This is a genomic window from Ruegeria sp. N10, from assembly GCF_056531545.1.
Window position 1 is genome coordinate 380057 of sequence record NZ_JBQFLY010000002.1, and the last position, 12629, is coordinate 392685.

Here is a 12629-nt window from a genome sequence, read left to right on the forward strand (position 1 = left end):
TCAGCCCCTCAGTTCGCGAAACCGGCGAACCGGCGCACCGTCTGACCATCCGTCAGCACAGCGCCCCCGGCCACAACGACCTCATCCCCATCTGACAGGCCCGTCAGCACCCGGACTTCGCCGGTTTGCGTGGGCTCGATGGTCACTGGGACGCGGCGCACGGTGCCCTCATCCGCCCCGACCGGGGAAAACACCACGACGTTCAGCGCGCCGTTTGCGTCAGCGACTACGGCGGTCGCCGGGACGACGATGCCTGTGCGGTTGTCCTGCACCTGAACGTTGACGGTAACGGAAGAACCGGGAAAGATTTGCAGCCCCTTTGGCGGGGTCAGGCCAAACTGGATCCGGAAAGTTTGACCGACGCTGGAGGTTTCCGCGTCGAATTCACGGATTTCCAGCGGGAAGACTTCGTCACTGACCGGGAATTTCGCGGTGATGAAGAAGTCGTCATTCTGGCCAGAGCGTTGAAACAGGATCTCGGGCACATCGACCACGATGCGAAGTTCCGACATGTCGTGAATGCGGACGATGGGGGTGCCCGCCGAGACAGTCGTAAACGCCTCGACCGAGCGGCTGGAGACCAGCGCGTCAAACGGCGCGGTCAACGTGGCGTGTTCCAGTTCATATTCCGCGTCGCGCAGGGCGATTGCGGCCAGCTGCGCCTCGGTCTCGGCGTCGTCCACGGCCACCTGGCTGGCGGTTGTACCGCGCAGGCGCGACAGGCGGGCGACGGTGCGGTCGGCCTGTTCCTTTTGCAGCCGCGCCCGATCAAGGCGCAGCTCGAACGGTTCCTGATCCAGGCGGGCAATCAGACCATCCTTGGGAATCATGAAGCCTTCGTTGATGGGCATCTCGACAATCTGGCCGGCAACCTGAAAGGCAAGATCAACGGTCTGGCGCGCGGCGACGCGGCCAAAGAACTGCCGCGTGAAACCCGGCGCGGTTTCGCGCACCTGCATGAGTTTCACCGGTTTCGGGGTATCTTGAGCGGCAATCGGGGTTGCCAGAATGGCCAGTGCAAGGCCCAGAGAGGTCAGGAGTTTCATTTCTTCAATCCCTCGGGAATTCCCGTTTTCAATACGTTGTCGCGGATTTTGCGCGCCAGTCGCGCGAATTCGGCAGTTTCTTGTTCGTTTAGGCCCGAGGCCCTGTGAAACAGGTCCCCGGCGGCGGCGACCAGCATGTTGCGGGCCTCTTCGCCCTGCTCTGTCAGCACCAGCAACCAGGCCCGGCGGTCTTCGGGGTCACGCCGCCGTGTCAGGTAGCCCGTTTTTTCAAGGGCATCGGCTGTGGCGGTGATCGTTGACGGGACGCTTAACATATCAGCGGCCAGAACGCCCATGCGCTTGGGCTGATCCAGTTTGATCAGCATGTGGCATTCCGGGTGGTTCAGGTCTGTTTCGATACAGTCGAAGGTCTCTTCCAGTTTCCAGTACAGGGCATAGACGCCCATGATCGCCTGAATCTCGGGGCTGAGGCGGCCCAGTCTGGCGCTGATATCGTCTGGCATTGGGGGGTCTCCGCGCGGGTTACGGGGCGATATACTTCAATTTCTGAACTATTCAAGATATGAAACTGCGCCCCGGAACGAATTCCCTTAGGTCAACATATCTTGATCAAATCACGCCATGACTGCATTTTGGGCGAATCCGAAACATTCAGGACCCGCCATGTATACCCCCGCCATCACCGGTACCGGTGTCTTCACCCCGGAAAACGTCATCACCAACGCGGAGCTTGTTGAAGCGTTCAACGCCTATGCCGACAAGCAGAACGCGAAGAATGCCGAGGCCATCGCAGCCGGGCAGATGGAGGCGATGCAGCATTCCTCGGAAGAGTTCATCGTCAAGGCGTCGGGCATTCAGAACCGCTACGTGATGGACAAGGCCGGGGTGCTGAACCCGGACGTGATGCACCCGACGCTGCGCCAGCGCAACGATGACGAGCCCGGGATCATGACCGAGATGGCAGTGGATGCCTGCAAGAAGGCGCTGGCGCAGGCGGGGCGCACGGCGGCGGATGTCGATCTGGTGATCTGTGCGGCCTCGAACCACGAGCGCGCCTATCCGGCGATTGCAATCGAGATTCAGCAGGAACTGGGTATCGACGGGTTCGGCTTTGACATGAATGTCGCCTGTTCTTCGGCCACGTTCGGCATTCAGGCGGCGGCGGATATGGTGCGGTCCGGTTCGGTGCGCGCGGCGTTGGTGGTGAACCCTGAAATCTGCTCGGGCCATCTGGAATGGCGCGACCGGGATTGTCACTTTATCTTTGGCGATGTGGCAACGGCAACGCTGATCGAGCGGATCGAAGACGCAAAAGGCCCGCATTTCGAAATCCTGTCGACCCGCTGTGCCACCGCCTTTTCCAACAATATCCGAAACAACAACGGTTTCCTGCGCCGGTCGCGCCCCGATGGTGTGATTGACCGCCGCGACATGCAGTTCATGCAGAACGGCCGGAAGGTGTTCAAGGAAGTGTTGCCGATGGTCAGCAAGCATATCAGCGACCATATGGAGGCCGAAGGGGTCAGCAATACCGACCTCAAACGCCTGTGGCTGCATCAGGCCAACAAGACGATGAACGACTTCATCGGCAAGAAGGTTCTGGGCCGCGAACCCGAAGCGGGCGAGCAACCCAATATCCTTCAGGATTATGCGAACACCTCATCCGCTGGGTCGATCATTGCGTTTTCGAAATACTCTGACGATCTGCAAGAGGGCGATCTGGGCCTGATCTGTTCTTTTGGGGCCGGGTATTCGGTTGGATCGGTGATCGTGAAGCGTCACGCCTGATCGGCATTCCGCAAAGCGCTGACGGCCTAGAGATCGGCCGCGAGCTGAAAAACCTGAAACGCGGCCCCTTCCCCACCATCAATCCGGCTGAGATAGGCGGGGGTTTCACCCTTGGCTAGCTGGGATTGCAGCCCGCGCCCCTGAGATGCCCAATCCCAGAATTCGGCACGGGGCGCGGCGGTGCAAAGCAGCACATAGCTTACACCCAGCGCGGCAAGACGCGGACCGGCCTGGGACGCATCCATACGCAAAACCGCAATCTGCGCCTGAATTCCGGCCCGGTTGCGGTGATAATTGCCCGCCAGAACCGAATGATCGGTATAGCGCAGCACCTCTGCCGCATAATCAAAATCGACCAGAACCATTCCGGCTGGCAGGTCTTGCAGGGCCGCGTAGGCCTCGGGCGCTTTGCAGGGGGCGCCGATGTTTTGCGAATCCTGCACAACCTCGACGACGGGTGCCGCAAGGGATGGGCGCGCAAACCGTTCCAGCTGTTTTTCCACGCTGATGCCGATCTTTGGCGAGACGCAGACGATAAAGCCTATCATAGCCAAGCCGGAGAGCGTGCGGCCATGGGTTCTGTAACTGACGTAAAGGGCCCGCAGCACCTGAGCCTGAACAGCCACAAGGGACACGCCCAGAAACGTCATCATCCGGGACTGGTACAGAAACATGGAAAACCCGGTCACAATCAGCGCCAGAAACAGGAGGTAATCCATTTTGTCTTGTGACTGGCGGGCAAAGATCAAGGCCGCCACCGCCGTGATGACAGACATGGCGATCAGGGCCGCAGCCTCGCCCAGATGCCGTTCCAGAACGACGGTGATATTCTGTGCTTCAGCGACCTGGCTGAGCCAGAAGTCGCGCATGTCCTGAGGCAGATCCGCAATCGGGTTTTCAAGGCAGTGGGGTGCAAATGCGTAAGCGCAGCCAAGTGTTACAGCGCCTATCACAAGACACGCGCCGATACGCCCCCAATAGGACCAGCCCGACCCGACCCAGGCTGCTGCACACAGGCACAGGGCCGCGATCCCGGCCGGCAGGGCCACACTGATCGTCAGGGCATCGCAACTTGGAAACAGAAAGCCCTGACGTCCCGTTGTTGCAACGCTGGCCAGCAACAGGGTCAGCGCCAGCCCGGCTCCAAACACCATGGTGTTGCGGCGGGCGGCTGTGCCGGTCACAATCCAGTCAATCGTAAGGAACACCGCGATAATCGCGACCTGCACGATTGATTCGGTTCCGATGGACACCGAAAGGGCGAGGCAGGCACCCAGCCACCCCGCAGCAGAGGGTTTGGCCTTGCGCAGGACAAAGAACATGAGGGCCGCTGCAAACAGCAGAATCTGAACATTGTGGTGGTCAAACGAGAAATAGTCGAACTTCCGATAATGTTCGAGCGTCAGCACACCGACCACCAGTGCCGAAACTGCGCCATTGCGCCCGCCCAAAGCTCCACCGGTGACAGCAAAGGCCCACAGGGTCAGCCCCGCCAGCAGCACCGGCCAGACAAACGCGGTCACTTGCAAGGCGCTGTCGGGTGGCACGACCATCGCGGACAGCGTGTAGAGCCCGGCAATCGGCGCATCGACAAGCCGGGACCAGTGCATCAGCGTGCCGTCACCCGGCCCCAGCCGATGCTGATAGGCGTCAAACCAGCCCTGCCCCGCCAGCAGGTCCTGCACCATGACCCAGCGCATCGCGTCATCGGGGCCTTCCTGATAAGCACCAAACAGCACCGTGGCCAGAAAAAGCGTATAGACAAACAGGAACGACCGCCAAACCATACGGTCTGCGAGAACGCTGTAATTTCCCTGCATTTTCTGCATGGTTTACTGCCCTTGACGATCTTGCCTGCGCCGCAGCTTATCGGAAAGACGTGACTGAATTGAGGCACAGGGTCCGGTTGGTGATCATTCCACAAAGCGCACGACATCTGCTGCAATCCGGGCAGGCGGAATTTGGCCGGTTACGGACCGCAGTCAAGCCTAGCTGACGCTTTCTTCTTCCAGGTGCAGTTTCATTTCAATCAGGACCTGCTGAAGCAAACTGGTTTCTTTCAGCAGCCTTTTGGCTTCGTTCACCGTGATGATGCCATCTTCGATTGCGGATTGATATTCAGTCATCAGCATTGCAAACCGCTGGCTGAGCGCGATGACATCCGAATTCACCCCGCCTGTGCGAGGATCCTCGGTGTTGCGTTCGCTGTAGGACAAGGTGATGTTTTTCAGATCCGCCAGCGCGGATGTCACATGCGGATAAGTTGCTGCGTTTTCAAGCCGAGCCACCGCATCCACGGGCATGAACCTGTCCGCGTGTTCGGCATTGTCCGAATAATACCGGCCCAGGGTCGCCTTGGATTTTCCGGTGATTTCACAAGCAGCTTCTATTCCGACATCTTTGACCAGCGCTTCTGTGTGTTTCTTCAGATAGGCCCCGATATCTGCCATTGATTTACCTTTATTACCTGCAAACGCCCGCCCGGTGTCCAAACCGGGGAAAGCGTCGGGAAATTTCCCATACCTGAGTCATAATTGAAATGTCATACATTGACTATCCCTCAGATAAGCGGGGGATTTTGTGAGTGAGTGGCGGCAGTTCAAGCCGGTAAAGAGTGATTGCAGGGCGGTATTGTTGGGCCTTGCTTTGTTTTGGCCACATGTTGGCCGACGGCGTCGCTGTTGCAGACGCGGGGGTTCCATCCCCTACGAGCCCAGCTCGGCCTCTGCACACGCAACGGCGACGTCGCTTCTTACGACCGATTGCTCTCTTGTTCCTTTTCGTCGGGCGTTTTAGACCCACGCCATGGCAAAGCTGTATTTCAACTATTCCACCATGAACGCGGGCAAGTCGACCGTGTTGCTACAGGCGTCGCACAACTATCGCGAGCGCGGGATGCAGACCTATCTGATGACCGCCGCCCTTGACGGGCGGGCGGGTGCGGGGCGGATTGCATCGCGCATCGGCATATCGGAGCAGGCTGACACGTTCACACCCGAAGATGATGTCTTCGCCATGATCCGATCCCGGCTGGACAAAGGTTCCGTGGCCTGCGTTTTCATCGACGAGGCACAATTCCTGTCCGAGGCGCAGGTCTGGCAACTGGCCCGTGCGGTGGACGATCTGGATGTGCCGGTGCTGGCTTATGGGCTGCGGGTGGATTTTCAGGGCAAACTGTTCCCCGGTTCCGCCGCCCTGCTGGCCCTTGCCGACGAAATGCGCGAGGTGCGCACGATCTGTGAATGCGGCCGCAAGGCCACGATGGTGATTCGGCGGGATGAAACCGGCAAGGCCATCACCGAAGGGGCGCAGGTGCAGATTGGCGGGAACGAGACCTATGTCTCGCTCTGCCGTAAACACTGGCGTGAGGCGGTGGGCGACTAGACCGGGTTGGGCAGCGCCCTGCCCGCGACAAAGGCCGCCACGTTATCCAGCGCCATGTGACCCATGCTGCTGCGCACCTCTTCGGTGGCTGTACCCAGATGGGGCAGCAGGGTGACGTTTTCCATATCGCACAGGGATTGCGGCACTTTGGGTTCAAATTCGTAGACGTCCAGCCCCGCCCCCGCTATCTGACCGGTTTGCAGCGCCGTGATCAGCGCGGCCTCGTCCACCACCTCGCCACGGGCGATGTTGACCAGAATGGCCGAGGGGTTCATCGCCTCAAGAACCTGCGCATTGATCAGGTGGCGGGTTTCCGCACCACCGGGAACGGCAAGCACAAGAAAATCGACCGAGGCGGCGAGTGTTTCAAGGTCAGGTGTGAATTCCGCCGGGAAATCCAGATCTTTTGCATTGCGGGACTGATAGGCCACCTGCATTGCAAACCCGAAATGACAGCGGCGCGCGATGGCCTGCCCGATGCGGCCCATACCGACGATGCCCACGCGCTTGCCGGTCACATGATGGCCCAGCATCTGCGTCGGGTGCCAGCCCTGCCACTGACCCGACCGCACCAGCCGCTCACCCTCACCGGCGCGCCGGGCTGTGGTCAGCAGCAGGGTCATGGCGATATCAGCCGTGGCATCGGTCACCGCACCGGGGGTGTTGGTCACGTCAACCCCGGCCGCACGTGCGGCATCCACGTCGATATGGTTGAAGCCAACACCGAAATTGGCCAGCAGCTTGCAGCGCGGCTGACCTGCATCCGCAAAGACCTGAGCCGAGAACTGATCGCCCAGTGTCGGCACGACCACGTCATAGTCGGCCAGAGCGGCCAGCATCTCCTGCCGTGACATGGGCAGGGTGTTTTCCCGGATGGTCACATCGAAATCGGCGCGGGCGCGCGATTCGACCGCCGGAGTCATCGGGCGCGTGATCAGCAGTTTCATCAGTGCATCCGCCCGCCGGTTGGAACCTTGCCGTCGGGGCCGATCAAAACGATCTCGCCGCTGTCATCGGGCAGACCCAGCACCAGAACCTCGGACATGAACTTGCCGATCTGGCGCGGAGGGAAGTTGACGACAGCCATGACCTGTTTGCCGACCAGAGTGGCCGGATCGTAATGCGCGGTGATCTGGGCCGAAGTCTTGCGCTCGCCAATCTCGTCGCCAAAGTCGATCCACATCTTGATCGCGGGTTTGCGGGCCTCGGGATAGGGTTCGGCGCGGATCACCTCGCCCACGCGAATATCGACCTTGAGGAAGTCGTCGAACGAAATTTCACTCACGCGAGAGCTCCTTGGATCGGTCGGTTGCAGCCTTGACGGCACGATGCAGCAGGTCGGGAAAGCCGGTTTCCTGATGCATCAGCACCTCAAGCGCGGCTTGTGTGGTACCGTTCGGAGAGGTCACGTTGATGCGCAGCTGCGCGGGGTCTTCGTCGGACGCCATGGCCAGTGCCCCAGCACCGGCCACTGTGGACTTGGCCAGTTTCATCGCAAGCTCGGCAGGCAGGCCATGCGCCTCGCCCGCTGCGGCCAGGGTTTCGATCAGATGGAACACATAGGCCGGGCCGGACCCGCTGAGCCCGGTGACGGCGTCCATCTGTGCCTCATCCTCTAGGCGAACGGTCTGGCCCACTGCCGCCAGCAGGTTTTCGGCCTGTTCCATATCGGTTTCGGAGGCGTGTGCGTTGCCGATCAGTGCCGTGACGCCCTGACGGATAGCAGCGGGTGTGTTGGGCATGGCGCGAATGATCGGGGTGTCTTGGCCCAGAACGGATTCGAAGGTGGCAATCGAGGTGCCAGCCGCAACGGAAATGAACAGGCTGGACCCACCGCCCAGCGCCTGAATGGCAGGCAGGGCTTCGCCCATCATCTGCGGTTTGACCGCAACCAGCACCACGGCGGGGGATTCGGGCAACGGTGCGTTGATATTGACGCCCTGCGCCTTCAGCCAATCTGACGGGCAGGGATCGATGACCCAAACGGAAGCTGGCGGAAGGCCGTGTTCCAGCCATCCCGCCAGCATTGCGGACCCCATCTTTCCGCACCCCAGAAGCACAAGCCCCTGTTCAGCCACTCGCGTCATGTCCATTTGCCCCTCCCGCTTTACATATCGGTTCGGGGCAAAGGTTTACGCGCGGCCGTAGGCCTCTGCAATGGCCACTTGCATGGCTTCTTCTGGCCCTCTGTTGCCCCAGGTCACCAATTGGATCGCGGGGTAGTACCGCTCGGCGCTCATGACGGCGGCATTGATCATCGTGTCGATCTGGTCAGCGCTGGCCGTTTGCCCGCCTGCAAGGACCAGACCATAGCGATAGACCATCAGCTTCTGGTTTGCCCAATAGGTAAACGCGCCTGCCCAGCACTGGTCGTTCATCTTGTTGAGCAGCTCATAGAGCTGCATTTCACGCTCGGCCGGTGGTTCCATTTCGAAGCTGCACACCATGCGCAGCGTTTCGTCATAGTTGGACCAGGCCAGCGTGATCGAGTAGGTGCGCCACTGCCCTTCAACGGCCATGGCAATCTGATCGTCCCCAATGCGATCAAAATCCCAGTCGTGATGTTCGGCCAGATGCTCAACAATGTCGATCGGATGAATGTCTTCTTCGAGATACTGCTCGGAAAGGGCCATAATGCCACCTCACTAATCTCTAGCATTTCGGGGCTGGCAGCGCCCCAGCGCTAGTTGCCTGCTCTACAAACCGGGCTTCCCCCATGGGCCTGTACTAAATATGGTGCGATGTGGCGTAAGTTCTGGCAACCCTAATTATTGGGGATAACAGCAATAAGTTGTGGACAGAAGGCAACGGCGATCAAAATATTGGCGCCAGAGTCAGCTTTATCTTGAATAAATTCTGCGACACGTCAGAATACACAGCACCGCACAATCCGGGCTGGATTGCGCGGCGGAATGCTTTGTCCGAAAATTGTGGAAACAGGGAACGCCGGGGCGTTATTTGTCCAGTTTCGCCTCGAGCGCGGCGATGCGGGCTTCGAGTGCCACGTTTTCTTCGCGCGCCTTCTGAGCCATGGCGCGCACGGCGTCAAATTCTTCACGGGTGACGAAATCGCGGTCGGCCAGCCAGCGGTCGATCATCGACTTCATCGCGTTTTCAGCCTCTTCCCGCGCGCCCTGCGCCACGCCCATGGCGTTGGTCATCAGCTGGGACACGTCATCCAGGATTTTGTTGCGGGTCTGCATATCTGTTCTCCGATCTCGCGGTTTACCTGTATATGGGCAAAGAATGGCGCGGGCTCAAGGTTGACTTGACCTGCAAACCCCGGGCAATGAGACGCACATGCAGGCTGTTCTGAATTTCCCCGATCTGTCGCCCGAACTGTTCTCGATCCCGCTGTTCGGGATGGAGTTCGCGTTAAGGTGGTATGCGCTGGCCTATATCGCGGGCATCCTGATCGCGTGGCGGCTGGCTGTTGTGGCGTTGCGCCGCCCGGCACTCTGGCCTGCGGATGGCCCGCCGATGAAGCCCGAACAGCTGGAGGATCTGGTTACCTGGATCATTCTGGGTGTGATTCTGGGCGGGCGGCTGGGCTTTGTGCTGTTCTATCAACCGGCTTATTACCTGTCCCACCCGCTGGAGATCGTGAAGGTCTGGCAAGGCGGCATGGCCTTTCATGGCGGATTGCTGGGCGTGATCCTTGCGTCGTACCTGTTTGCACGACAGCACCGTATCCCCGCCCTGTCGCTGGGGGATCTGGTCGCCTACACCGTTCCGCCCGGATTGCTGCTGGGGCGGCTGGCCAATTTCGTCAATGCCGAGCTGTGGGGCCGCCCGAGTGAGCTGCCCTGGGCGGTCATCTTTCCTGGATATGCTGCGCAGGATTGCCCCGGCGTGGTCGCAGGCATGTGCGCCCGGCACCCGTCGCAGCTGTATGAGGCCGCGCTGGAGGGGGTGTTGCTGGGGGCGGTATTGCTGTGGCTGGTCTATCGGCGCGGCGGTTTTCGCACACCGGGCCTTGTCATGGGGACGTTCCTTGCGGGCTACGGCGCGTCGCGCTTTATCGTCGAGTTCTTTCGCCAGCCGGACGCACAATTCGTATCGCCCGGCAATCCGCTGGGGCTGGCCTGGCATGTGGGCGGGTACGGGCTGACCATGGGGCAGTTCCTGTCGCTGCCGATGATCGCGCTTGGATTGTGGTTTGCCCTGCGTGCGCGGCGGCGGGCGGCATGAGCCTGACCGATCATCTGGTCGCCCGCATCCGGCAGGATGGACCGATGAGCGTGGCAGATTTCATGGGTGAATGCCTGCTGCATCCGACGCTGGGCTATTACACGACCCGTGATCCGCTGGGGGCTGCGGGGGATTTCACCACAGCGCCGGAAATCAGTCAGATGTTCGGAGAGCTGGTCGGGCTGTCTCTGGCGCAGAGCTGGATGGATCAGGGACGGCCCGCACCGTTTACCCTGTGTGAGCTGGGGCCGGGGCGTGGTACCCTGATGGCCGATATTCTGCGCGCCACACGGTCAGTACCCGGATTTCACGAGGCAGCGCAGGTTGTACTGGTTGAAGCATCGCCTGTATTGAAACAGGTGCAGGCGGCAACGCTGAAGGATTACGAGGCGGTCTGGATTGCAACGATCGCCGAACTGCCCGACCAGCCGCTGTTGCTGATGGCCAACGAATTCTTTGATGCCCTGCCCATCCGCCAGTTTCAGCGTGACGGTACGGGCTGGCGCGAGCGTCTGGTGGGTGAGCGTGACGGCGGGTTGACGTTCGGACTGGGCGCGATCGGGCCGCAGGTGGCGTTGAATGACAGGCTGTCGGACACAAAGGACGGTGATCTGGTCGAACTGTGTGCTGCTGCGATTCCCGTTTTGACCGTGATCGCAGGGCGGGTCGCCAGCCATGGCGGCGCGGCATTGATTGTGGATTATGGCGACTGGCATTCGCTGGGCGATACCTTGCAGGCTCTGCAAAACCACGAACATTCCGATCCTCTGGCATCGCCCGGTCAGGCCGATTTGACCGCGCATGTGGATTTTGAGCCTTTGGCCGTTGCGACCCGCGCCTGTGGGTGCAGGCATACGCGCTTGACACCGCAGGGCGTCTTCCTCGAACGGCTGGGGATCACCGCCCGCGCGCAAGCCCTGTCCAAGGCACTGAGCGGTTCCGAGCTGGATGCGCTGATTGCCGCGCATCGGCGGTTGACGCATCCTGATGAAATGGGAAATCTGTTCAAGGTGATGGGCCTTTTCCCGGCCTATGCAGCCCCACCACCAGGATTGGAACCATGACGCTGGAAATTCTGACCTCGGATCTGCTGTCGCCATTTCGCCATGGGTTCTTTACCCGTCGCGGCGGCGCGTCTTCAGGAATTTTCAGCGGGTTGAACTGCGGTCAGGGGTCCTCGGATCAAACCGAGATTGTCGCGCTGAACCGGCGGCGGGTGGCCGACGCGATGGAGGTGGACCCCGAGGCAATGGTCGCGGTGCATCAGGTTCATTCCCCAACGGTTCTGACAGTCCAAGCCCCGGTTGACGGTGAAAAACCCAAAGCGGACGCCATTGTCACAGCAACACCCGGTCTGGCCCTGACGATCCTGACGGCCGATTGCCAGCCGGTTCTGTTCGCCGATCCCGACGCGCATGTGATCGGTGCGGCCCATGCCGGGTGGCGCGGCGCGCTGGACGGTGTTCTGGAAGCGACGCTGGACGCGATGGAGGCGCTGGGAGCCGACCGCAGCAATATCTGCGCCGTGATCGGACCCAGTATTTCCCAGCGCGCTTACGAGGTGGGGCCAGAGTTTCTGGACGCGTTCCTGGCGGATTCGCCGGACAACAGCCGCTTTTTTGCCAATGGTGAAAGTGACCGCCTGCAATTTGATCTGCCCGCCTTCGGGTTGCACCGGCTGCGGCAGGCAGGAATCGGACAGGCCGAGTGGACCCGGCACTGCACATATTCCGACCCTGACAGGTTCTATTCCTATCGCCGGTCAACGCACGCGAACGAGGTCGATTACGGGCGATTGATTTCCGTCATAAGATTGTGATCTTCGTCCAGATTTAGGTGCCCTGCCACTTTTCCGCCACATTTGTTGTGTTGATTGGGCATCAGAATCGTAACGAGTTTTTGCCAGTAATCAGATCGGTATCTGACGTTCGAAAATCGGGCGCTGGCGTGTTGAGTGGGAGGTCCGTCTGACTTCATTTTTCTGTCCGCAAATCATCCCGGATAAGCCTTATCCCTGCCGCAAACCCGCGTCACAAAAGGTTCACAGAGGATGTGGGGAATACACCCCGTTCAGAGCAGGACCAAAAAATGAAGACCAAATCACGCTTTCTGAAAGCCATGGTCGAGGCCACTCGGGACCAGAACCTGGAAATGCCGTGGAAGCGGGTAACAAGCAATTCTGTCAGGGTCGCCAGTCGCATCGCGGCACGACGCTGAGACAGAAAACCCAGAGACCAAGCTGCCGGTCTTATTTGGGTC

15 protein-coding genes are annotated in these 12629 nt (G+C 60.2%); 6 read left to right on the top strand and 9 right to left on the bottom strand.

All coding sequences use genetic code 11. From position 1 onward, the window contains the following. Positions 1 to 8 precede the first annotated feature (8 nt). Positions 9 to 1046 (bottom strand): efflux RND transporter periplasmic adaptor subunit, encoded by a 1038-nt coding sequence (locus tag ACR0JI_RS05180; RefSeq protein WP_480493636.1) that lies wholly within the window; start codon positions 1044 to 1046, stop codon positions 9 to 11. Beyond that, positions 1043 to 1510 carry a MarR family winged helix-turn-helix transcriptional regulator gene (locus tag ACR0JI_RS05185; protein WP_480493635.1) on the bottom strand — a complete coding sequence of 156 codons (468 nt, stop codon included), beginning with the start codon at positions 1508 to 1510 and terminating at the stop codon, positions 1043 to 1045. The genes ACR0JI_RS05180 and ACR0JI_RS05185 overlap by 4 nt, the downstream gene beginning before the upstream one ends. Before the next feature lie 160 nt (positions 1511 to 1670). Between ACR0JI_RS05185 and ACR0JI_RS05190 the strand changes: the two genes are divergently transcribed. Continuing rightward, positions 1671 to 2795, top strand: a complete 1125-nt coding sequence (locus ACR0JI_RS05190) for a beta-ketoacyl-ACP synthase III (protein WP_480493634.1) — start codon at positions 1671 to 1673, stop codon at positions 2793 to 2795. Positions 2796 to 2821: 26 nt separating this feature from the next. Here ACR0JI_RS05190 and ACR0JI_RS05195 read toward each other — a convergent pair whose 3' ends face one another. Next, entirely contained in the window at positions 2822 to 4624 is a 1803-nt protein-coding gene (locus ACR0JI_RS05195) for a hypothetical protein (RefSeq protein WP_480493633.1), read from the bottom strand. A gap of 159 nt (positions 4625 to 4783) precedes the next feature. Continuing rightward, the gene (locus ACR0JI_RS05200) at positions 4784 to 5245 is read right to left on the bottom strand and encodes a hypothetical protein (RefSeq protein WP_480475505.1); all 462 of its coding nucleotides are present in this window, start codon (positions 5243 to 5245) and stop codon (positions 4784 to 4786) included. A gap of 355 nt (positions 5246 to 5600) precedes the next feature. Here ACR0JI_RS05200 and ACR0JI_RS05205 point away from each other — a divergent pair, with 355 nt between their 5' ends. Beyond that, positions 5601 to 6179 carry a thymidine kinase gene (locus ACR0JI_RS05205; RefSeq protein WP_480475503.1) on the top strand — a complete coding sequence of 193 codons (579 nt, stop codon included), beginning with the start codon at positions 5601 to 5603 and terminating at the stop codon, positions 6177 to 6179. On the opposite strand, the gene ACR0JI_RS05210 is transcribed toward ACR0JI_RS05205, so the two are convergent. The 5 genes from ACR0JI_RS05210 to ACR0JI_RS05230 form a co-directional block, all read right to left on the bottom strand. After that, positions 6176 to 7126, bottom strand: coding sequence for a 2-hydroxyacid dehydrogenase (locus ACR0JI_RS05210; RefSeq protein WP_480493632.1), 951 nt, complete (start codon positions 7124 to 7126; stop codon positions 6176 to 6178). The genes ACR0JI_RS05205 and ACR0JI_RS05210 overlap by 4 nt on opposite strands. Then, a complete protein-coding gene (locus tag ACR0JI_RS05215) occupies positions 7126 to 7464 on the bottom strand; it encodes a tRNA-binding protein (protein ID WP_267362951.1) in 339 nt (112 codons plus the stop codon). The genes ACR0JI_RS05210 and ACR0JI_RS05215 overlap by 1 nt, the downstream gene beginning before the upstream one ends. After that, positions 7457 to 8272, bottom strand: coding sequence for a pyrroline-5-carboxylate reductase (proC, locus tag ACR0JI_RS05220; RefSeq protein ID WP_480493631.1), 816 nt, complete (start codon positions 8270 to 8272; stop codon positions 7457 to 7459). Before proC ends, ACR0JI_RS05215 begins: the two co-directional genes overlap by 8 nt. A 39-nt stretch (positions 8273 to 8311) precedes the next feature. Next, positions 8312 to 8812 carry a type III secretion system chaperone family protein gene (locus ACR0JI_RS05225; RefSeq protein WP_209598027.1) on the bottom strand — a complete coding sequence of 167 codons (501 nt, stop codon included), beginning with the start codon at positions 8810 to 8812 and terminating at the stop codon, positions 8312 to 8314. 321 nt (positions 8813 to 9133) lie between these two features. After that, positions 9134 to 9382: an accessory factor UbiK family protein gene (locus tag ACR0JI_RS05230; protein WP_480487580.1), complete on the bottom strand. Its 249-nt coding sequence runs from the start codon at positions 9380 to 9382 to the stop codon at positions 9134 to 9136. A 97-nt stretch (positions 9383 to 9479) separates the two neighbouring features. On the opposite strand from ACR0JI_RS05230, the gene lgt reads away from it, so the two are divergent. The 4 genes from lgt to ACR0JI_RS05250 all read left to right on the top strand — a co-directional run bounded on the left by lgt (position 9480) and on the right by ACR0JI_RS05250 (position 12587). Further along, on the top strand, positions 9480 to 10370 hold the full coding sequence (gene lgt / locus ACR0JI_RS05235) for a prolipoprotein diacylglyceryl transferase (protein WP_480493629.1): 891 nt from the start codon (positions 9480 to 9482) through the stop codon (positions 10368 to 10370). Next, entirely contained in the window at positions 10367 to 11434 is a 1068-nt protein-coding gene (locus tag ACR0JI_RS05240; protein ID WP_480493627.1) for a class I SAM-dependent methyltransferase, read from the top strand. Before lgt ends, ACR0JI_RS05240 begins: the two co-directional genes overlap by 4 nt. Continuing rightward, complete coding sequence (gene pgeF, locus ACR0JI_RS05245) at positions 11431 to 12189, top strand: peptidoglycan editing factor PgeF (protein ID WP_267362960.1); 759 nt, start codon at positions 11431 to 11433, stop codon at positions 12187 to 12189. Before ACR0JI_RS05240 ends, pgeF begins: the two co-directional genes overlap by 4 nt. 269 nt (positions 12190 to 12458) lie before the next feature. Then, positions 12459 to 12587: a hypothetical protein gene (locus ACR0JI_RS05250; RefSeq protein WP_267362961.1), complete on the top strand. Its 129-nt coding sequence runs from the start codon at positions 12459 to 12461 to the stop codon at positions 12585 to 12587. Positions 12588 to 12629: the final 42 nt, after the last annotated feature.

Excerpts from the sequence above, each read along its gene's own strand:
- ACR0JI_RS05180 (WP_480493636.1), bottom strand. The coding sequence starts at position 1,046 with ATGAAACTCCTGACCTCTCTGGGCCTTGCACTGGCCATTCTGGCAACC.
- ACR0JI_RS05185 (WP_480493635.1), bottom strand. The coding sequence starts at position 1,510 with ATGCCAGACGATATCAGCGCCAGACTGGGCCGCCTCAGCCCCGAGATT.
- ACR0JI_RS05190 (WP_480493634.1), top strand. The coding sequence starts at position 1,671 with ATGTATACCCCCGCCATCACCGGTACCGGTGTCTTCACCCCGGAAAAC.
- ACR0JI_RS05195 (WP_480493633.1), bottom strand. The coding sequence starts at position 4,624 with ATGCAGAAAATGCAGGGAAATTACAGCGTTCTCGCAGACCGTATGGTT.
- ACR0JI_RS05200 (WP_480475505.1), bottom strand. The coding sequence starts at position 5,245 with ATGGCAGATATCGGGGCCTATCTGAAGAAACACACAGAAGCGCTGGTC.
- ACR0JI_RS05205 (WP_480475503.1), top strand. The coding sequence starts at position 5,601 with ATGGCAAAGCTGTATTTCAACTATTCCACCATGAACGCGGGCAAGTCG.
- ACR0JI_RS05210 (WP_480493632.1), bottom strand. The coding sequence starts at position 7,126 with ATGAAACTGCTGATCACGCGCCCGATGACTCCGGCGGTCGAATCGCGC.
- proC (WP_480493631.1), bottom strand. The coding sequence starts at position 8,272 with ATGGACATGACGCGAGTGGCTGAACAGGGGCTTGTGCTTCTGGGGTGC.
- ACR0JI_RS05225 (WP_209598027.1), bottom strand. The coding sequence starts at position 8,812 with ATGGCCCTTTCCGAGCAGTATCTCGAAGAAGACATTCATCCGATCGAC.
- ACR0JI_RS05230 (WP_480487580.1), bottom strand. The coding sequence starts at position 9,382 with ATGCAGACCCGCAACAAAATCCTGGATGACGTGTCCCAGCTGATGACC.
- lgt (WP_480493629.1), top strand. The coding sequence starts at position 9,480 with ATGCAGGCTGTTCTGAATTTCCCCGATCTGTCGCCCGAACTGTTCTCG.
- ACR0JI_RS05240 (WP_480493627.1), top strand. The coding sequence starts at position 10,367 with ATGAGCCTGACCGATCATCTGGTCGCCCGCATCCGGCAGGATGGACCG.
- pgeF (WP_267362960.1), top strand. The coding sequence starts at position 11,431 with ATGACGCTGGAAATTCTGACCTCGGATCTGCTGTCGCCATTTCGCCAT.
- ACR0JI_RS05250 (WP_267362961.1), top strand. The coding sequence starts at position 12,459 with ATGAAGACCAAATCACGCTTTCTGAAAGCCATGGTCGAGGCCACTCGG.